Origin of the sequence: Bradyrhizobium rifense (assembly GCF_008123425.1) — a bacterium.
GTDB classification, from domain to species: domain Bacteria; phylum Pseudomonadota; class Alphaproteobacteria; order Rhizobiales; family Xanthobacteraceae; genus Bradyrhizobium; species Bradyrhizobium rifense.
Map to the genome: position 1 here is coordinate 158,342 of NZ_VSSS01000030.1, position 18,844 is coordinate 177,185.

Consider the following 18,844-nt stretch of genomic DNA (forward strand, 5'->3'; position numbering starts at 1 on the left):
CAAAGGCGCAACGCGCCGTGCCCACCATCTCTCTGCAATCGCGACAATGGTGGGCACGCTTCGCTTTGCCCACCCTACGAGACCGAGCTAGCTCTCTACGGCAAACTTAAGCTCGGCGTGATCGACCAGCCGCCTGATCAGCTTGTGCTGCATCGCCGCGCCCGGCGTCCAGAGCCCGGCCGGAACATCAGGCGTGTCGCGCAACAGGCACATCGCGCATTCGGAGATCATCTTCGCCGTTGACGCATAGCCGGGATCGAGATCGCCTTTCACTGCCGCGCGGACCTGACGGCCATCGGGCGCAATGGCAATGTAGAGCAGGTCGTAATATCCGTTCTCGCGCTCCTCCTTCGAGGGCCCCTCTCCGGGCTTGAGCGCTTCAGGACCGGTCTTTTCGCTGTTGGCGGCCATGACCAGCTTGGCATTGGCCTGCCCTTCGTCCCCAGCCCCCGTCAGCACCATCTCGTCGTAGATGAAATCCCTGCCATAGGGGAATCCCATCAGCATGTTGGAGCGGTGGACGTTGCGCGTGTTGAGGATCGCCATCGCGAACGGGGCGGACCAGGATTGCAAATCCTCCTCGAAAACAGGCTTGTTGCCACGTGGCTGCCTGGGCCCTTCAAAACCGGGCGTGAAGGCAAATGGGTTCTTGAGGATCGACACCAGGCTGAGATCCTGCGCAACCGCTTCGAACGTGACCCTTGCACTGGCCGAGGTGCCACCGGAGAACTTCCAGCTGAGGTCGCGGACGCGCCCTTTTACGCGCGATGCCGGCGTGCCGAACACGCGCCTGGCTTCCTCCTGAACGAAGAAGGCACCAAGCTCGAACGGGATGGAATCGAAGCCGCAGGAGAACATGATGCGCGCGCCGCTCGCCTTGGCGGCCGCTTCATGCCTGTCGATCATCCGCTTCAGCCAGATCGGCTCGCCGCAGAGATCCATATAGTCGGTACCCGACGCGACACAGGCGGCAAGCAGATCGGACCCGTAAAGCTGATATGGACCGACGGTGGTGACGACCAGCTTCGCCTGATCGACCATTGCCCGCAACGACGCAGGATCGGCTGCGTCCGCCACGATCAGCGGCGTGTCCGCGGGCGCACCGATCACATCGCGAACGGATTCGAGCTTGTCTCTGCTGCGCCCGGCCATCGCCCATGTCGGCGCCCCGTCCCCGACATAGTGCGCGGCGAGATACTCGGCCACGAGCTGGCCGGTGTATCCCGTTGCGCCATAGATGACGATGTCGAACTTCGCGGACACGGATCACGCTTTCCTTAGGCGTCGTGGACCTTATGCTTCCACGGCGAACGTCAGCCCCGAATTGTCCCGCAGCCGCTTGATCAGCCTGTGCTGCATCGCTGCGCCTGGGGTCCAGAAGCCGGCTGAGACGTCGGTCACGTCGCGCAGCATGCACATCGCGCATTCGGAAATCATCTTCGAGGTCGAACCGTAGCCGGGATCGCGGTCGCCGGTGACACCGGCGCGAACCATGCGGCCATCTGGCGCGGTCGCGACATAGAGCAGATTGAAGAGCCCGTTCTCGCGCTCTTCCTTCGACGGCCCCTCGCCGGGCTTCGGCGCGTTCGGGCCGGTCTTCTCGGCGTTGGCGGCCATCACGCGCTTGGCGTTGGCCTCACCCTTCTCGCCGGGACCGGTCAGAACCATCTCGTCGTAGACGAAGTCCTGGCCGTAGGGAAAGCCCATCAGCATGTTGGAGCGATGGACGTTGCGGGTGTTGATCAGCGCCATCATGAACGGCGCGGCCCAGGATTGCAGATCCTCCTCGAGCAGCGACCTGTTGCCCTTCGGCTGCTTCGGTCCGGTGAAGCCCGGCGTCAGCGCGAACGGATCGTTCAGGATCGCAATGAGGCTGATGTCTTTGGCAACGGCATCGAAGGTCGCCTTCGCGCTCGCCGCGGTACCGCCCGAGAGCGTGCCGCGCATGTCGCGCACACGGCCCTTGACGCGCGCGGCGGGTGCGCCGAACACCCGCTTGGCCTCTTCCTGCACGAAGAACGCACCGAGCTCGAACGGCACGGAATCGAAGCCGCAGGAGAATACGATGCGCGCGCCGCTTTCCTTCGCAGCCGCCTCGTACTTGTCGATCATCTGCCGCATCCAGATCGGCTCGCCGCAGAGATCGAAATAATCCGTGCCGGTGGCGACGCAGGCAGCTAACAGTTCCTCGCCGTAGAGCTGATACGGACCGACCGTCGTGATCACCGACATCGTCTGCTCTGCCATCGCCTTCAGCGAGGCGGCGTCCGATGCATCCGCGACAATCAGCGGAATATTCCCCGGCGCGCCGATCGCATCGCGCACCGATTTCAGCTTGCCGAGGCTGCGGCCCGCCATCGCCCATTTGAGTGTCTTGTCGCTCTTGTAATGCTGAGTCAGATATTCAGCGACGAGCTGACCGGTGAAACCGGTCGCGCCGTAGACGACGATGTCGAATTTCGCAGAGCTCATGGTCGACCTTTACTTCTTCGCGTAACTCACGCCCATGCCGGCACGGACGTCGCTTTGAATCCCGTAGGGCGGAATCGGATAGCGCAGGCCGTTCCTGGCCAGCGCCTTCATGCCCTCGATCGCCTTGGCGAGATGCGCGGGCTTCAAGGCCATCAGCATCTCCTCGTCCGGCACGCCGCCATAGCGCCGTTCGGCATAGCATGGCAAGGACAGGCTGGGCTCACCGCTTTTGAGCGCCCGCCCCCAGGAATCCGCGCAAGCGGTCTCGCCGACCACACCCCATTCGAACTTCTTGTAGCCGGTATATTGCAGCCCGTTGATCAGGATGATCATCTGGCCGGGCGTTGCGTAGACGAGGCAGATGTCGGGCGGATCGAGCCGCCCGCTCGCAAGCGGACTGACCGCGAGCGCCTGATATTGCCCGAACGGAACCACGTCCAGCGCCTCCTGGCGCTTGCGGGCATCCTCCGCGGTGCCGTGCCAGACGCCGACATAATTTTCGCCGGCAAGCCATTTCTCGTCCTGCGGGCTGAGCCCGATCACCGCGCGGCACTGCGCGCCGACGAGATCGTCGGCGGTGATGCCGACGGTCCACCCCAGGCGCGAGGCCATGCTGACGATCTGGTCGGTGGTGTGGACCGCATTCGGCCGCCGGATTTTCGGGATCGCCTCCATGTCCGCGACATGCGCGAACAGCTTCATGCCGATCACCGTGGTCTTCAGCCGCAACAGGCTGTTGAGATCGGCCACGAGGCCGGCAAGATCGATCGTGTCAGCTGCTGGCTGCTGCATGGCATCCTCCCGGCGCGCCGTTTCCGACGCCTCTTGTTGGGCCTCTCGGGCCTGTTCTAGTCCTTGGCCGGCCCGGGAAGCAACTCGCTGGTTCTGCCCATGAGGCGGTAGCTCACAAGGCCGATCCACTCGCGCACAGCCGTGTCGGTTCGGCCGAGACCGTCCGCGCCGAAATTGGTGAAAGAGAACAGATCGTCACGTCCGCCCATCCGCCAGTCCACGGGATAGGCCTCGACGTCAAATCCAGCCTTGCGGAAAATTCCGATCGAACGCGGCATGTGATAGGCCGAGGTCACCAGCAGCCAGCGCTCGCCCGGCTTCGGCGCCACCAAAGGCTTCGTGAAGATCGCATTCTCGTACGTGTTGCGCGACTCCCGCTCCAGGATCAGACGTTCCCTGGGTATGCCGGTATTTTCCAGGATGGGTGCAGAATAGTCGGCTTCCCTGGCGCCCGGTGCGATCAGGTTCGCAGAGCCGCCCGTGAAGACGATACGCGCATTCGGATAGCGGCGCGCAAGCTCGGCGGGCGCAAGCAAGCGATCGGCCGCGTGCGAGACCACCGGCGTGTGATGTGCTGCCGACAGATCGGTATCGACCGAGCCGCCCAGCACGATGATGCCGTCGGGCGCACCGCGCGACGGATCCCATGCGGGAAAGCGCGACTCCAGCGGATAGAGCAGCAGATTGCCGAGCGGCGAAAAGGCGGCGAGCGCGAGCAGGATCAGCGTGGTCGCGGCCAGTTTCCGGCCGAGCCCGGCAACGCGCGTTGCCATCAGCACGACCGAGACGATCCCGAGCTCGACCAGAAGATTGATCGGCACCACTGCGGCGCCAAACGTCTTGGAAAGAAGGAAAAACAGGAGAAACCTCGCTGAAATGATCGGGGTGCGCGGGCTTGACCCGCCCACCCATCTTCAGAAATCTTCTTGGGAGAGGATCGATTGCCGGGTCAAGCCCGGGCATAACAGGATCTCATGACAAGTTCTGATGAAACCGATTGGACGCGGCAAATGACCCATCATCACCTGCATTCAAGTCCCGAAACCTGCCATTGGGGCTTCTTTGAAGCCGCGCTCAAGCCGGTCCTCACCGTCGCCAGCGGCGATGAGGTGACCGTCGACACCATCAGCGGCGGCCCGGACATGCTGCCCGACCGCAGCAAGTTTCACATTCCGCCGGAGATTTTCGAGGTTCATGCCAAGAACGAGCGCATGCTCCCCGGCCACATCCTGACCGGCCCGATCGCAGTCGAGGGCGCCGAGCCCGGCGATGTGCTCGCAGTCGAAATCCTCGACGTCCAACTCCGCCAGGATTGGGGCTGGAACATGATCAAGCCGCTGTCCGGCACCCTGCCCGACGATTTCCACGAGACGCGGATGCTCAACATCCCGCTGGACCGGTCGCGGATGGTCGGCCGGATGCCGTGGGGCCTCGACCTGCCGCTCAAACCGTTCTTTGGTGTGATGGGCGTTTCGCCGCCGCCGGCCTGGGGCCGCATCTCCTCGCTCGTGCCGCGCGCCATGGGCGGCAATCTCGACAACAAGGAGCTCGGCGCTGGCGCGACATTGTATCTGCCGGTGTTCGTTCCGGGCGCGATGTTCTCCTGCGGCGACGGTCATGGCGTGCAGGGCGACGGCGAGGTCTGCGTCACCGCGATCGAGACGGCGTTGCAGGGCCGCTTCCGGCTGACGCTGCGCAAGGATTTGCGGTTCGACTATCCGCGCGCGGAGACGCCGACCCACTACATGACCATGGCGATGGACCCCGACCTCGACCAATGCGCGGTGCGGGCACTGCGCGACATGATCGTCCTGCTCGGCGAGACGCGAAACCTGTCGCGCGAGGACGCCTATACGCTGTGCAGTCTCGCGGCCGATCTGCGGGTGACCCAGACCGTCAACGGCTCCAAGGGCATCCATTGCATGATCGAAAAGGCGATCGTGCACGGCTGATCTCGCCGGCACCTCCTGACAGCTCCACGCGTCCCCACCGCCCGGACATTCCGGGCGGCGCACTGAGTCACGCCTGATTTCCTCCACGATTCCAACAGGCTGAGCGATGGGCTCAGCTAGCATTTGACTTCCGCCCCCGAACCTAAATAGAGTCTTAATCGTTACTTTTATGTACCTGAGTAAGAGGCTAGCGTTCGGGCCATGGCCACCGAAAAAGCCGAGACTGACCGCATTCCCGTAACCTTGGCGCTCTCGACCATCACCTACCTGGAGAAGTTGGTGAGACAGGGCACCCACGGCACCAGCGTTCCCGGCGTCGCACGTACCTTGATCGAGGAAGGCATCCGTCTCGCCATCAAGGACGGGCTTTTGTCGATTCGCGACAATGGCAGGACGTGAACGCACGCCGGACGTGAAGCGGACGGATCTCGAGCGACGGTTGGTCGATTGTCGCAACCTGGGACCGTTACAATGCCTGTTCTCTCACCAACCTGGACCAACGAACGAATTGAACTTCTGAAGCAACATTTCGAGGCCGGCCTGTCCTGCCGCGAGATCGCCGCCGACATCGGCGTCAGCCGCAACGCCGTGATCGGCAAGCTGTCCCGATTGAATCTCACACGCGGCCGCTCGCTCGACGAGCGCAGGCTCCAAGATAGGAATCAAGACAGGACTGGCGCGCCGCGCGCGCAAAGAGCGGTGCCCCGGCTGCAATTCGAAATGCTCGCGACAATCTACGGCGAAGCGGACGCGCCTGTCGCGACCGGGTCGATCGACGAGGCCAATCGCTGCTCGCTGATGGAGCTCGGCGAAAACCGCTGCCGCTGGCCGATCTCGACACCCGGTGCCGAGGATTTCTGCTTCTGCGGCAACGTCGCGCATGACGGCCAGCCCTATTGCGCCGGCCACAGCCGCCTCGCCTACAAGCCGAACTCGCGTGCGCGCGTCATGCGCGGCTGAAGCGCGCCGTCCCTTGAGCTCCACAACGAAAAACCTCCGGTAGGGCATTACCGGAGGTTTCTGGAGGCTTAGCGTGAAGCTAAGAGCCGTGATCTTTTGAAACCGGCTGACAACTATATAGCTGAGCAACTCAGGTAAGTAAATAAGTTTGGCTGCGATCTACTCGCATAGCTCGTCTTCGCTGTCCGTGCAGGAGAGTTCGGTTTTTCGAAATCGCCATCGCGCCAGAAAAAAGCCCCGGCGGTTTCCCGCCGGGGTTCTCTGATCGATTTGCGATCGATGATCAGAAGTTGCGCTGAGCGCGCAGCATCATGGTCACCGAGTTCTGGTCCTTCAGCTCGTACACGGCGCCCGGCTTGGCAGCAGTCGAAATGGCCGGGGCAGTGATGGCGCCGGAGTACTTCTGGTCCAGACGCGACCAGCTCAGGTCGGCCGTGAACGCCAGGTTCTTGACCGGAGTCCAGACGGTGTTGACACCGACGACGCCGAAGTTGAAGTCCGGGTTACAGGTCGAACCGGCCACCGCGATCGAAGCGAAGTTGGCGCAGATCAGGGCCTTGCCCGTGGTACCGTACTTCAGCTGGGCATAACCGCCGTACACGGCGCTCGCCCAGTTCGGGGTCCAGTTGTGGGTATAGCCACCACGGATGCCCCAGGTCTTGACGGTATCGATGCTGCCGCCAGCACCGAAGACGCCATCAGCAAGACCGGCAAAGCCGATGCTCTGGTACGCCGTGCTGCTACCGCTGAACATGAAGAAGCTCTGCGGGAACAGGCTCTGGAAGTTGTAGCGCGTTGCACCGTCCGTGTAGACGGCCTGCAAGTTGACAACGTCGCCCGCACCAGTCGGGATGTTCTTGATCGACAACGAGCCCTGCACAGCCCAGCCCCACTTGTCCGACGGATGACCGGTCGGTTCCGTCGTGCCGTAGTAGCCAGGATGCAGATCCTTCGCGGCAACCGAGACCTGGGCCAGACCCCAAGCCTGGTCGACACGGACCTGACCAATGATATCGGGGACGCGCGTGCCACCCCAATCGTTGACGCCGTAGTTGCCCTGGATGAGGGCAGCGGCAGCGTTTGCGGCAGCCGAGGTCGTCACGATGGCGCCGGCACCGTTAACAGCGCTGGAGGCGGTGAAACCGGTGACGTTCCACAGGTTCGACTGGCCGTTCGACGCCGTCGTTTCTTCTTCCAACGCCAGCGAACCGGTGATGCCCTGGCCGAAGTCAGCGGTATAAGCGAACTGGTTCACACCGTTGACGTGGTTGGAGCCGCCCGGAATGGTATCGGGACCGCCAGCCGGATAGCTCTGCCACGGGGCATCGAAGATCGAGACCGTGCGGCCCATGGTGAACCCAGCGAACTGGATGAACGCATGGTAGAGGCCGAGCGCGGGCGCGCTGGGCGAGATCGTCGACGGGCTGCTGCCGGTGACGTTGGACGTATCATAGCTGAAAACCATGTCGGCGTAGGTGCGAACAACGCCATACTCGGTCGCCGTGCGGGTGTCGATGTTGAGGTCGAAACGGGCGCGGCTGTAATAGTAGTTGGTCAAACGATTGTTCGACCCACCGTTCGCACTCGACACGGAGTTGTTGAAACCATAGTCGCCGGCGCCGCCGAGAATTGCGTCAGCGCGCAGGTAACCACCGAGCTTGATGCAGGTGTCGGTGCCCGGCATGTAGTAGAAACCCGCACCGTACAGCGAGCAGACCTTCACGTATTCGACCGCCTTGGCCTTGAGCGGAAGGTCGGCCGCCTGAGCTCCACCGACGGCGATCAGACCCGCCGCAGTGCCGAGCAAAAGGCTCTTCACCATTTTCATTTAAAACCTCCAAGTTGTTCATTTAGCGGAGACCGGACCGTGAGGCCCCCCAGATCCCCGTCTCTTCAAATCCGCTCGGCCGCTTCGCGCTTTCGGACACACCCGCATTCAGCGCGAGGGACGTGAGCGGACCACCTGCAACGGGACGATCGAGAACCCCCCACCGTCACGGATGAATATGCCTGCGCCGTTCCCTTAATCAAAATAGTTTATTAGATAAGCTTTGTGGTTTCGCCAACTCTGTGTCCGTGGCGCAACACCTGACCTGAGCTGAAAGGCTGACCGGATCATATTTGTAATTTGCGTGACACAATTACCCTGCTCTGCACTTGCGTCAGGGCAGACTTGCGTGGACTATCGCCGCCGCGAACACCGGCCGGAAATAAATCAGCTTGCGGGAGTGACGCTGTGTCAGCGACGAGGAAAGAAGGAGCGCGCCTCCGCCCCATCGGTAATCTGGATCTCATCAGGCGATTCACCTGGGAGATATCGTCGATCAACATGCATCTGGAGGAGCTGCGTCAGTTCTGGGCCAGGACGCTCGGCATCAGCGGACCGCAATGGCTGATCCTGATGGCGATTTCCGACCTCGACAAGGACGACGGCGTCCCCGTCAACGTGGTCTCCAAGCTGCTTCATGTCGACCCGTCCTTCGTCACCACCCAGTCCAAGCTGCTGGAGAAGAAGGGCCTGCTGCGCCGCCGCCCCTCACCGACCGACGCCCGCGTGGTGCGGCTGTCGTTGGTCGACAAGACCCAGAAGCACATCGCGAGCCTCAACGAGCAGTACAAGTCGATTCGCGAATTCGTCTTCCAGGAGTTCGATGAAAACGAGCTGACCGAATTCACCACCAAGCTCGCGACGCTGAAGACCCGGCTGGAAAAGGCCTGCGTCAGGATCTCCCTCGACTTCTGAGGCGCATTCGTTTTTGAGCTAAGCAGCCGCGCTCAGATCCGGTTGACGACGGCACCGAGTCGCGATTCGAGCCAGTCGAAGATGTATTCGTTGGCAAGGCTCGGATTGTCGGCATGAGCCTGCGCAGCCCCGGTCTCCGCCGCGGTGAACACTTTCAGCACGATGTCCGAGCTGCCGAGCTGGGATTTTTGCAGGATCTGACGCGCCCGATCAGCCTTGAGCCAGCCGTCCTCGCCAAGTGTGATCAACACCGGACATTCGGCGCCGGAGGCCATCAGCGGCGCATGTGGCACCGGCACGACGCTGAGGTCGCTCATCGCAAACCGGCTGGCAAAGAACGACCGCTCGTGCAGGTCCCACAGGCCGCCGTCACAGACGGCTGCGGCAAGACGCGGCTCCTGCAACACCGCACGCGCCACGAACGAAGAGCCCCACCCGTCCGCCACGATTGCAACGCGATCGAAATCGACGTCCTTGCGCTGCTCCAGATAATCCATCGCGCAGCCGACAGAGCTTTCGAGATCCCGGCGCCGCATGAGCATGTCGGCGTAGTCGTCGCGCTGGTCGCCGAGCAGGTCCAGCGCAAGCATCGACAACCCACGCTCGCGCGCATGCGGTGCGAGCTTGAACAGGAACTCTTCCTTGCGGTGGCCGGGCTCACCGATGCAGATCACCGTCGGGGCGCGACCGTTCGCCGCAGGCGCAGGCAGGAAATAACCCTGCAACGAATGTCCTTCGATCCACGGGATCGTCACGACTTCGCCGGCCGGCCCGCGCGCCCTGAGGAAACGCCGGGCGCATTCCTGCATCGCGAGCACCGCGACCCAGCGGCGCTCGTCGGCAGGATCGAGTGGCATTGCCGCCGCACCGTAATAGTTCATCGCGCGCAGCCAATTGCGCTGCGCCGTTGCCATATGGCCTTCCGCAAACGCAGCCTCGGCACGATGCCGATTGGCCTGTGCCAGCTTCTTCCACTCGCGATGCCAGGACTGCTCGTCATCGCGCTTCAGCTGCCGCGCGATCATCAGGCATTCGGCGATGGTGGCGCCGCCCTCCTGTGCCGCCGTCAGCAGCCGCGTGAATTCAGCAGAGATATCCTCTCTCTCCGGGCAGAGGATGAAATCGTCGGAGAGGCATGCGGGTATCATCGGAGCTACGCTTTATCGTGGCGCTAGCCTGATTCACTAAACTATTTCAGTTCGCTAACCAAGCTGCGGCGCGCCGAATGAGACCCGTTCTAGATCACCATCGCTTGAACGCTTGTCACATGCCGCATGCGTGACATTCCGTATCGTCATAAGGGCACGAACGCGCGCGTGAGGCAGATAAATTACCTGAGGAAAGTGACCTGAATTAATTACCTGCGCACCACTTGCGATGATGCTTGTCATACCTACGTGCGCGCGCGTCGTTGACGGTCTCAGCCAAACAGAGTCAGCCAAGTCGCCAGCCGACTTCCTGGGTGAAACTTTCGTAGAATGCGCGGTCATAGGCCTGCTCGGGCGCCGCGCGCACGCGTTCGTCGAGCAGCTTGGCATCATCGCCGACCAGGATGCGCCAGCGCTCCGCCTTCACGCCGTCGAGGATGATCCTGGCGGCCTGCGCCGCCGTCGTCGGCGCATCCTCGAGGAAGGTGCGGGCGCGTTCGGCGAACGCCGCCTGGATCTCCTCGTCCGACTTTTTGTCAGCATCTGGCACACCGGCCGCAACCATGCGCTTGCGGGTCAGCTCGACCTCCTCGGCGTTGAGGCGCTCCGATCCGTCGCCACTCTGCACCTTGCGTGAGTTGGAGACGATTGAGGTGCCGATATGGCCGGGCATCACCACCGAACATTTGACGTGCGGCGCGTGCAAGCGCAGGTCGTTGATAAGCGCCTCGCTAAACCCCTTCACCGCGAACTTCGCCGAGCTGTAGGCGGTGTGCGCCTGGCCCATGCCGATCGAGGCCCAGAAGCCGTTGACGCTGGCGGTGTTGATGATGTGGGCTTCGTCCGCCTTGACCAGCATCGGCAGGAAGGTGCGGACACCAAGATAGACGCCGCCCCAGCAGATGTTGAAGGTGCGCTCCCACTGCTCGCGCGTGTTGGTGAACAGGCTGCCGCCACCGCCGATACCGGCGTTGTTGAACAGCAGATGGATCTTGTCGGTCTTCTGCTGCTCGGCGAGCTCGTCGCGAAAGCGCTTGAGATGATCCTCGATCGACACGTCGGCGACATGGGTCGTGACGCGCAGGCCCTGCGGCAGCTTCTCGACCTCGCAGAGCCGCTTGGTCTCCGCCATCGCGGCTTCCGAGACGTCGCACATCGCGACGTTGCAGCCCTCGGCAACAAGCTGCCGGGCGAGCTCGCGCCCCATGCCCGTGCCACCCCCGGTGATGACGGCGATCTTTCCAGCAAATTCCTTCATGGGACTTCGGCTCCTCCCCTTATCGGCATGTTTCTTCGTCGTTGACGCGCCGCGCATGCGACGCGCGCAAAATGTAGCAGCGCCGCATCCACAGGTAAAAGCGGATCGGCGCTGCTGTCTTCAACAGTTATTTCGGGATACGGACTATTCGGCCGCCTCGACGCGCACGCCCTTCAACGCGCCGAGGGCCTCCAGCGCCTTGCGGACCGCGGCCTGCTGTGCCGGCGAGGCCTCCGGCATCGGCGCACGCGGATAGGTTCTGGGCAGGCCCTGGAGGGTCTGCGCGTAGCGGGTGCAGGCCGGCAGATTGTCGGCGATGACGGCGTTCCACAGCGTCAGCAGCTTCTTGTGCAGGTCGAGCGCACGCGGATGATCGCCTGCCTTCACCGCGTCCCATAACGCGACGGAGGCGTGCGGCGCCGCGGTCAGGATCGCGGCAATCGAGCCGTGCGCCCCCAACGTGTAGGACGGATACATCAGGGCATCGACCGCGCTGTAGATCAGCTTGTCCGGTGCCATCATCATGAGGTCTGCGAACAGCTTGAGGTCGCCCGCGCTCTGCTTGACACCGACGACCAGCGGCACCTCGGTCATGATCCGCGTCAGCAACGCCGGCGACAGATACGACCAGGGCACGACGTTGTAGATGATGATGGGCATGCCGGTCTCATCCGCCATGGCGCGAAAATGCGCCACCATCGCCTCGTCATCGGGCTTGAACAGGTAGTGCACCGGCGTGACCTGGAGTGCTGCGACATTCATGTCGCGCACGAGCTTGCCGCGGCGGATCGCATCGCGCGTGGAGTCCACGATGATGCCGGCGATCACGGGAATGCGTCCCTTCACCGCATCCACCGTCGCTTCCATCAGGTCGCGATATTCCTCGTGGTCGAGCGTATGCCCCTCGCCGGTCGAACCGCCGGCCGCAACGCCATGCGCGCCGGCGCCGATCATCCAGTCGACCTGCGGCGCCACCAGCTTGGTGTCGATCTCGCCATCTTTGCGGAACGGCGTGGTCATCGGCGGGATCACGCCGGTCGGTCGCACCTTCATGGTCTACCCTCACGCTTCCTTTGGTCCTGTGGCGATCCCGCTCTTTTGACGGGTATCCGCACGGCTGCCGAGCGTATCGGCTGCGCCGGCCTTGTGAAGGGCGGATCGCGCGGCGCTGCCCCCACAATCGCTCATTCCTGCGCCTTTTCCCTGTGGGTTCCCCGTATTTGTCCGGCTTCGGTTTAAGGGCATTATTTTTACAATCCGAATCGTCAAATGGGGAACGCTGGGGCGAGTCGCCTTGGCCGGCGTGTCGTTTACGACACAGGCTGTGGCACCGGGCTTGCATCCTCCTCGTGGTCGAAACTACCGATGAGGTGACTGGAATGTTCATAACCGTCGTTGCCGTGCTCTGCCGGCTTGGCGCAGCTGCCTCGGGTAGCTGCGTCGAGGAAATCGTGACCGACAGCAATATGACGCCCGACATGTCGATGATGGCGTGTGCGGTCGGTGCGCAGGCCCCGCTTGCAAAGTGGATGGGCGAGCACCCGATCTATCACGCCAATTGGCGCCTCGACCGCTACAAATGCGTGCCGGGTCACTACGAGATCAAGGGCCACGCCTAAGGCCCCGCAAAACTACTGATATCGAGGAAACGCCCGGGGCCGCCATCCCCCGCGCGAGCTTGCAGCGCCAGACCCATTGCGGCGGCGCCTGCGTGACAACGATCACGCCTTCCCCTCAAGCCACCGCACGCAAAATATTCGCACGCGCCTGCCGCCCTTCCGGCGTCGGCATCAGCGCATAATTGTGCGGCTGGTCACGGAGCAGATGGAGCTCGACCGGCACGCCGGCCGCCCTCGCCCGCGCGGCAAGATCGACGCTATCGGGATAGAGCAGATCGCGCGTGCCCGAGAAGATCGTCATCGGCGCGAGCGAACGAAAGGCACCGTTCAGCGGGCTGACCAGGGGATGGCCGACATCGAGCTCGCCGGCATAGAGCCGCCCTGCTTCAATGATCCCCGGAATGTCCTGCATCGGATCGCGCGCCGCGATCTCGACCTGCTCCGGACGGCTCACCGAGGCATCGGCCGCGGGGGAGATCAGGATCAGCCGGCTCGGCTGCCGATGCCCGCGGTCACGCAGCCATTGGCATGCGGCGAGCGCGAGGCCCGCGCCTGCCGAGTTGCCGACCACCGTGACCTTTGCGGAGCCCGCATCCTCCAGCAGCATCCGCAACAGCTCGGCCGTCTTCGGCACGACATCCTTCGCGGTCGCGCGCGGCGCCAGCGGATAGATCGGCACGACGCAGACGACGCCCGCCTTGCGCGTCATCTGCCCGACGAAGCGCCAATGCGCCGGCACGATCTCGTTGATGAAGCCACCACCATGCAGGAACATCACGTGATTGCAGCCTTCGTGCCCCGATGACGGCGCCGTGTAATAGACCGGCCATCCGCCCATCTTGGTCAGCGTCGCCTCGACGCCGCGGCCCAAACCGGTCGGCTCATGCGATGCCGGCGCCAATGCGAGCTTCTGTACATGCGCCAGCACGGCCTCGGCCGAGGCGAGTTGCTGCTTGTACGGAAGCTGCCGCAGCAGCAAGTTGAAGAGGCGGCTCTGCAAGCTCGGCGCGGGATCGTTCGAAGGCTTGGCCCACGCGAAAGGGCATTCGCACAGCCGCCCGATCGACAGCATCTTCGCAACGCTCATGCTCCTGCCCTCATTTGCTGCGCCCGGCCGGCACCAACTTGGTTCTATCCATCGGATGCCGAACCTGCCTATAATGCGAGCATTCACTCGCTTTTCCTACTCGCATTCGAAATGCTGGATCATGGCGCGCAAACCACCGACAAAACCCCGGAAAAATGCCCTGCAGGAGCGATCCCGCGCCACGGTCGACGCGCTGGTCGAGGCAACTGCTCGCATTCTGGTGCGCGAAGGTTTTGAGAAGACGAGCACCAACCGGATCGCCGAAATCGCCGGCGTCAGCGTCGGCTCGCTCTATCAATATTTTCCGAGCAAGGAGGCGCTCGTCGCCGCCGTGATCGAGCGTCACAACGAGGAGATCATGGGTATCGTCCGCACGACGCTGACCGAAGTCATGGACATGCCGATCGAGAAAGCCGTGCGCCGCCTCGTCACCGTCGCGATCGACGCGCACCGCATCAACCCTGAATTGCATCGCGTTCTCGCCGAGCAGATCCCGCGCGCCGGAAAGCTCGACGTCGAAGCCTTCAACCGCGAGGTCCACAGTCTCGTCCGCGCCTATTTCGAGAGCCACCGCAAGGAAATGCGCAAGATCGACCTCGATGTCGCAACCTTCATCTGCGTCAGCACAATCGAAGCGGTCGCGCACAACACGGTGCTGAACCAGGCCGAGATGCTGTCGGACAAGATGGTGCGGACGCTGATGGATGAGACGACGCGGATGGTGGTGGGGTTTTTGAGGTAGCGCGCGGTCGCTATCGTCCGCCGCAACACTCACGAAGCTCGTCACCCGATAGGGTGAAAAATTAGCGCTTTACTACTATTGATTGCCGTCGATTGATGGGTGTATTTTTGGCGACCGATTGAAACTACGCGCGGCGATTTCGAGAAGCGTGAGACTTTCAATGCAGCAAGTTCAGGAAGTTCTCGTCGGATTGGTGGTCGTGTGCCTGTTTGCGTACACGGCCGCTGCAATAGGCTATGCACTGTTCAAGTTAGGATGGACGTGGTTCAAGTTCACCGATGGACTGTTTTCCCTGGGAAGTTACTTCTTCATGTTTGGATTGCCGGTCTCCGCTGTAGCAGCCGCGGCGATCGTCAGCGTCTTCCAAGTCGTCGCGCCACCACAGAAGGATGGGAATAATCTCTCCTTCGAAGCTTTTAGTGCCAAGTTTTCAGGCCCGGCAGTTCCGGCAACACTCTGGATCGTGACCTATCTTGCTCTTGTTGTGTCGATCGTCGCGATCTCGCGCGCCACCGGTCGACAAGGACACCAGAACCAGTCTGATGCTCGCTCCAAATCCGCCCAATGATGGGCGTCCACGCTTGTAGACCAGCGTTGTGCGGGAACATCCCACGGGATTCGGTTCGCAACGGGCTCAAGACCGTGACCACCCCAAGGGCGATCACGACCGAGCGATCATCCGCACAATGTGAAATGAATGGTCGGAGCGAGAGGATTTGAACCTCCGACCCCTAGTCTCCCAGACTAGTGCGCTAACCGGGCTGCGCCACGCTCCGAACGTCGTTCCATTAGCTAGGATCGCTGCTTTGCGCAAGGCGAGCCGCACCATTTTGGTGTCTTCGCCCAAAGCCCAGGGAACGGACCGCAAAGAGGACGAAAAGGCCCGTCAGCCGTCCTTCAGCGCCAGATCGAGCATCTCCCGGCAGGCGACGAGGTCGGCGAGGACCCGTCCGAGCCGCTCCCGGTCCATCGCGCTGGGGCCGGCGGGTGCGGCGGGGGTGCCGCCCTTGCGGAAGGTGGTGAGGATGTCCTCGTCGTCGACCTCCGTGAAGCGGAAGTCGATGCCCTCCTCTTCGTCGCCCTGGTAGTCGTCCTCGTCAGCATCGGTGACGCCCTTGATCGGCGCCTCGTCGTCCGGCTCTATCAGGCTCGCCCCGATGGCGTCCTCGATGGCCCCGAACGAGACCGCGGCCGAGCCGTCGGCCAGGCCCTGTACCGATTTGACGCCGTGCTCTTTCAGGATCCGCTGCACCCCGCGGATGGTGTAGCCCTCCCCGTAGAGCAGACGGCGGATGCCCTTGAGCAGGTCGACGTCGTCGGGGCGGTAATAGCGGCGGCCGCCGCTCCGCTTCATCGGCTTGATCTGGGAGAATCGCGTCTCCCAGAACCGCAGCACGTGCTGCGGAATGTCGAGTTCCTGCGCTACTTCGCTGATGGTTCGGAACGCATCCGGCGCCTTGTCCAAATGCCAAATCCTTTCCGAAGGCGATTACGCCTCGGGTTGAGCCTTGCTGGCATCGCCATTGGTGCGGTGCTGAGAATTGATCCGCTGCTTCAGGATCGCCGACGGCTTGAACACCATCACCCGGCGCGGCGAGATCGGTACCTCGGTGCCGGTCTTCGGATTGCGACCGATACGCTGACCCTTCTTGCGGACCATGAAGGAGCCGAACGACGACAATTTCACCGTCTCGCCCTTTTCCAGGCAGTCGGTGATCTCCTTCAGCACGAGTTCCACGAATGCGGACGATTCCGTGCGCGACAGCCCCACCTTCTGGTAGACGGCCTCACAGAGATCAACACGCGTTACGGTTTTACTTGTATCGGTCATCGCCCTGCCCCACATCACGGCGAACAATTGTTGTCTGAAATTATGAGCTTACGATACGGCGGTCAACAGCGCTCATCAATGCAGGCGCATCGATAATCCGCGCAAATTCCGGCAAAATTTTATCGACTGTGGCTCTACCAGCGCACCAGCGCGGAGCCCCAGGTGAAGCCGCCGCCCATGGCCTCCAGCAGAACCATGTCGCCGCGCTTGATGCGGCCGTCCTTCCGCGCCACCGACAGCGCCAGCGGGATCGAGGCGGCGGAGGTGTTGCCGTGACGGTCCACCGTCAGCACCACCTTCTCCGGCGCGATATGGAGCTTGTGGGCGGAGGCGTCGATGATTCGCTTGTTGGCCTGGTGCGGCACGAACCAGTCGATGCTGTCGGCATTGAGCCCGGTCGCCTCGAAGGCGTCGACGATGACGTCGGTGATCATGCCGACCGCATGCTTGAAGACCTCGCGGCCCTCCATGCGCAGATGGCCGACCGTCTGGGTCGAGGACGGCCCGCCGTCGACAAACAGCTTTGCCTTGTGGCGGCCGTCGGAGCGCAGATGCGTGGTCACCACGCCGCGGTCGGTTGCGGCCTTGCCCGGCTGCTCCTGAGCGTCCAGCACGACGGCGCCGGCGCCGTCGCCGAACAGCACGCAGGTACCGCGATCGTTCCAGTCGAGGATGCGCGAGAAGGTCTCGGCGCCGATCACCAGAGCGCGCTTGAAGGCGCCAGAGCGCAGGAAATTATCGGCGGTCGCAAGCGCGAACACGAAGCCCGAGCACACCGCCTGGAGGTCGAAGGCCGCGCCGTGATTGATGCCGAGCGCGTGCTGCACGGCGACCGCGGTCGCGGGAAACGTGTTGTCCGGCGTCGAGGTCGCGAGCACGATCAGGTCGATCGACTGCGCATCGACGCCGGCGTCGGCGAGCGCGGCCTGCGCCGCCTTGATCGCAAGATGCGAGGTGAACTCGCCGTCGGCCGCAATGTGCCGCTCGCGAATGCCGGTCCGCTGCACGATCCACTCGTCGGAGGTGTCGATGCGCGCCGCCAATTGAGCATTGGTCACCACTTGCTCCGGCAGATAGGAGCCGCAGCCGAGCACGACCGAACGAATCTTGGTCACGAAACATCCTCCGGCGCGGGCTGCACGGAACTGAGTCCACCACCGTCGCGGTTGAGCATCTGATTGATCTTGTTCAGGAGATCGAATTTGACCATTTCATAGCCAACATCGATCGCATAGGCAAAGCCTTCGGCGTTGATTCCACCATGGCTCTTGACCACGACCCCCCTCAATCCAAGGAACATCCCGCCATTGGACTTGTTGGGATCCATCTTGTTGCGCAGGGCCTGGAAGGCGCCGCGGGCGAAGAGATAGCCCAGCTTGGACATCCAGCTCCGCTGCATCTCGTTGCGGAGCAGTTCCGCCATCTGGCGCGCAGTTCCCTCGGCCGCCTTGAGCGCAATGTTGCCGCTGAACCCCTCGGTCACGATCACGTCGGCCAGCCCCTTGCCGATGCCGTCACCCTCGACGAAGCCGATATAATCGAGCCCCGGCAGGTTCATCGCGCGCAGGATTTCGCCCGCCTCGCGGATTTCCTCGTGACCCTTGATCTCTTCGGTCCCGATGTTGAGCAGGCCGACCGTAGGGCGGGGCTTGCTGAACAAGACGCTGGCCATCGCCGCGCCCATGACCGCGAGCGAGACCACATGATGCGCATCCCCCCCGATGGTGGCGCCAAGATCGAGCACCACGGATTCGCCGCGCATCGTCGGCCATATGCCCGCGATCGCCGGCCGATCAATGCCCGGCAGCGTGCGCAGATGGAAGCGCGCCATCGCCATCAGCGCGCCGGTATTGCCGGCGGAGATCGCGACATCCGCCTCGCCCTTCTTCACCGCGTCGATCGCAAGCCACATCGAGGACGTCTTGCGGCCGCGCCGCAGCGCCTGGCTCGGCTTGTCCTCCATGCTGACGGCAACGTCGGTATGGACGATGCGGGAGGCGGCCTTGAGCTTCGGGTGACGGTCGAGCTCGGGCTCGATTCGGGCGCGATCCCCGACCAGCAGGAACTCGGTCTCAGGATGCCTGCCGAGCGAGATGGCCGCGCCTGGAATGACGACAGGGGCGCCGACGTCGCCCCCCATGGCGTCAAGCGCGATACGAACCTTGCTTGGCATCAAAATCCCGGAAACCTGGTCTGGCGCGGTCGTCCGCTGGCGGGACCGCGAAATGGATTCGCCATGG

General features: G+C 62.9%; 20 protein-coding genes and 1 tRNA gene. 7 read left to right on the top strand and 14 right to left on the bottom strand.

Going from position 1 to position 18,844, the window contains the following annotated elements; genetic code table 11:
* Positions 1-87 precede the first annotated feature (87 nt).
* From FXB40_RS19405 to FXB40_RS19420, 4 genes are read right to left on the bottom strand one after another with little or no spacing between them, the layout of a single operon-like run.
* On the bottom strand, positions 88-1,263 hold the full coding sequence (locus FXB40_RS19405; RefSeq protein WP_148773783.1) for a saccharopine dehydrogenase family protein: 1,176 nt from the start codon (positions 1,261-1,263) through the stop codon (positions 88-90).
* Positions 1,264-1,293: 30 nt separating this feature from the next.
* On the bottom strand, positions 1,294-2,472 hold the full coding sequence (locus tag FXB40_RS19410; protein WP_148773784.1) for a saccharopine dehydrogenase family protein: 1,179 nt from the start codon (positions 2,470-2,472) through the stop codon (positions 1,294-1,296).
* A 9-nt stretch (positions 2,473-2,481) separates the two neighbouring features.
* Complete coding sequence (locus FXB40_RS19415; RefSeq protein WP_148773785.1) at positions 2,482-3,264, bottom strand: DUF169 domain-containing protein; 783 nt, start codon at positions 3,262-3,264, stop codon at positions 2,482-2,484.
* A gap of 56 nt (positions 3,265-3,320) precedes the next feature.
* Positions 3,321-4,088 carry a YdcF family protein gene (locus FXB40_RS19420; RefSeq protein WP_148773786.1) on the bottom strand — a complete coding sequence of 256 codons (768 nt, stop codon included), beginning with the start codon at positions 4,086-4,088 and terminating at the stop codon, positions 3,321-3,323.
* A gap of 186 nt (positions 4,089-4,274) precedes the next feature.
* Here FXB40_RS19420 and FXB40_RS19425 point away from each other — a divergent pair, with 186 nt between their 5' ends.
* From FXB40_RS19425 to FXB40_RS19435, 3 genes are all read left to right on the top strand, one after another.
* Entirely contained in the window at positions 4,275-5,216 is a 942-nt protein-coding gene (locus tag FXB40_RS19425; protein WP_148773787.1) for an acetamidase/formamidase family protein, read from the top strand.
* 201 nt (positions 5,217-5,417) lie between these two features.
* The gene (locus tag FXB40_RS19430) at positions 5,418-5,615 is read left to right on the top strand and encodes a hypothetical protein (protein ID WP_007603456.1); all 198 of its coding nucleotides are present in this window, start codon (positions 5,418-5,420) and stop codon (positions 5,613-5,615) included.
* Between the two features lie 72 nt (positions 5,616-5,687).
* The gene (locus tag FXB40_RS19435; RefSeq protein WP_148773788.1) at positions 5,688-6,176 is read left to right on the top strand and encodes a GcrA family cell cycle regulator; all 489 of its coding nucleotides are present in this window, start codon (positions 5,688-5,690) and stop codon (positions 6,174-6,176) included.
* 283 nt (positions 6,177-6,459) lie between these two features.
* Here FXB40_RS19435 and FXB40_RS19440 read toward each other — a convergent pair whose 3' ends face one another.
* Complete coding sequence (locus FXB40_RS19440) at positions 6,460-8,004, bottom strand: porin (protein ID WP_148773789.1); 1,545 nt, start codon at positions 8,002-8,004, stop codon at positions 6,460-6,462.
* A gap of 408 nt (positions 8,005-8,412) precedes the next feature.
* Between FXB40_RS19440 and FXB40_RS19445 the strand changes: the two genes are divergently transcribed.
* Positions 8,413-8,919: a MarR family winged helix-turn-helix transcriptional regulator gene (locus tag FXB40_RS19445; protein WP_148773790.1), complete on the top strand. Its 507-nt coding sequence runs from the start codon at positions 8,413-8,415 to the stop codon at positions 8,917-8,919.
* Positions 8,920-8,951: 32 nt separating this feature from the next.
* Here FXB40_RS19445 and FXB40_RS19450 read toward each other — a convergent pair whose 3' ends face one another.
* The 3 genes from FXB40_RS19450 to FXB40_RS19460 all read right to left on the bottom strand — a co-directional run bounded on the left by FXB40_RS19450 (position 8,952) and on the right by FXB40_RS19460 (position 12,378).
* Positions 8,952-10,067, bottom strand: coding sequence for an alpha/beta hydrolase family protein (locus FXB40_RS19450; RefSeq protein ID WP_148773791.1), 1,116 nt, complete (start codon positions 10,065-10,067; stop codon positions 8,952-8,954).
* A gap of 286 nt (positions 10,068-10,353) precedes the next feature.
* Positions 10,354-11,325, bottom strand: a complete 972-nt coding sequence (locus FXB40_RS19455) for an SDR family NAD(P)-dependent oxidoreductase (RefSeq protein ID WP_148773792.1) — start codon at positions 11,323-11,325, stop codon at positions 10,354-10,356.
* 144 nt (positions 11,326-11,469) lie between these two features.
* Positions 11,470-12,378, bottom strand: coding sequence for a dihydrodipicolinate synthase family protein (locus FXB40_RS19460; RefSeq protein WP_148773793.1), 909 nt, complete (start codon positions 12,376-12,378; stop codon positions 11,470-11,472).
* A gap of 326 nt (positions 12,379-12,704) precedes the next feature.
* On the opposite strand from FXB40_RS19460, the gene FXB40_RS19465 reads away from it, so the two are divergent.
* Entirely contained in the window at positions 12,705-12,944 is a 240-nt protein-coding gene (locus FXB40_RS19465; protein WP_027529950.1) for a hypothetical protein, read from the top strand.
* A 115-nt stretch (positions 12,945-13,059) separates the two neighbouring features.
* Here the strand turns inward: FXB40_RS19465 and FXB40_RS19470 are convergent, their stop codons facing one another.
* Positions 13,060-14,031, bottom strand: a complete 972-nt coding sequence (locus FXB40_RS19470; protein ID WP_148773794.1) for an alpha/beta fold hydrolase — start codon at positions 14,029-14,031, stop codon at positions 13,060-13,062.
* A gap of 121 nt (positions 14,032-14,152) precedes the next feature.
* Here FXB40_RS19470 and FXB40_RS19475 point away from each other — a divergent pair, with 121 nt between their 5' ends.
* Entirely contained in the window at positions 14,153-14,773 is a 621-nt protein-coding gene (locus FXB40_RS19475) for a TetR/AcrR family transcriptional regulator (RefSeq protein ID WP_187436990.1), read from the top strand.
* A gap of 160 nt (positions 14,774-14,933) precedes the next feature.
* Positions 14,934-15,341 carry a hypothetical protein gene (locus FXB40_RS19480; protein WP_148773796.1) on the top strand — a complete coding sequence of 136 codons (408 nt, stop codon included), beginning with the start codon at positions 14,934-14,936 and terminating at the stop codon, positions 15,339-15,341.
* A 130-nt stretch (positions 15,342-15,471) separates the two neighbouring features.
* Here the strand turns inward: FXB40_RS19480 and FXB40_RS19485 are convergent.
* The 5 genes from FXB40_RS19485 to plsX all read right to left on the bottom strand — a co-directional run bounded on the left by FXB40_RS19485 (position 15,472) and on the right by plsX (position 18,777).
* A tRNA-Pro gene (locus FXB40_RS19485) sits at positions 15,472-15,549 on the bottom strand.
* Positions 15,550-15,659: 110 nt separating this feature from the next.
* The gene (locus tag FXB40_RS19490) at positions 15,660-16,238 is read right to left on the bottom strand and encodes a MerR family transcriptional regulator (RefSeq protein WP_148773797.1); all 579 of its coding nucleotides are present in this window, start codon (positions 16,236-16,238) and stop codon (positions 15,660-15,662) included.
* 24 nt (positions 16,239-16,262) lie between these two features.
* Positions 16,263-16,604, bottom strand: coding sequence for an integration host factor subunit alpha (locus FXB40_RS19495; RefSeq protein WP_187436991.1), 342 nt, complete (start codon positions 16,602-16,604; stop codon positions 16,263-16,265).
* Between the two features lie 134 nt (positions 16,605-16,738).
* The gene (locus FXB40_RS19500; RefSeq protein ID WP_148773798.1) at positions 16,739-17,719 is read right to left on the bottom strand and encodes a beta-ketoacyl-ACP synthase III; all 981 of its coding nucleotides are present in this window, start codon (positions 17,717-17,719) and stop codon (positions 16,739-16,741) included.
* Positions 17,716-18,777 carry a phosphate acyltransferase PlsX gene (gene plsX, locus FXB40_RS19505; protein WP_148773799.1) on the bottom strand — a complete coding sequence of 354 codons (1,062 nt, stop codon included), beginning with the start codon at positions 18,775-18,777 and terminating at the stop codon, positions 17,716-17,718. Before plsX ends, FXB40_RS19500 begins: the two co-directional genes overlap by 4 nt.
* Positions 18,778-18,844: the final 67 nt, after the last annotated feature.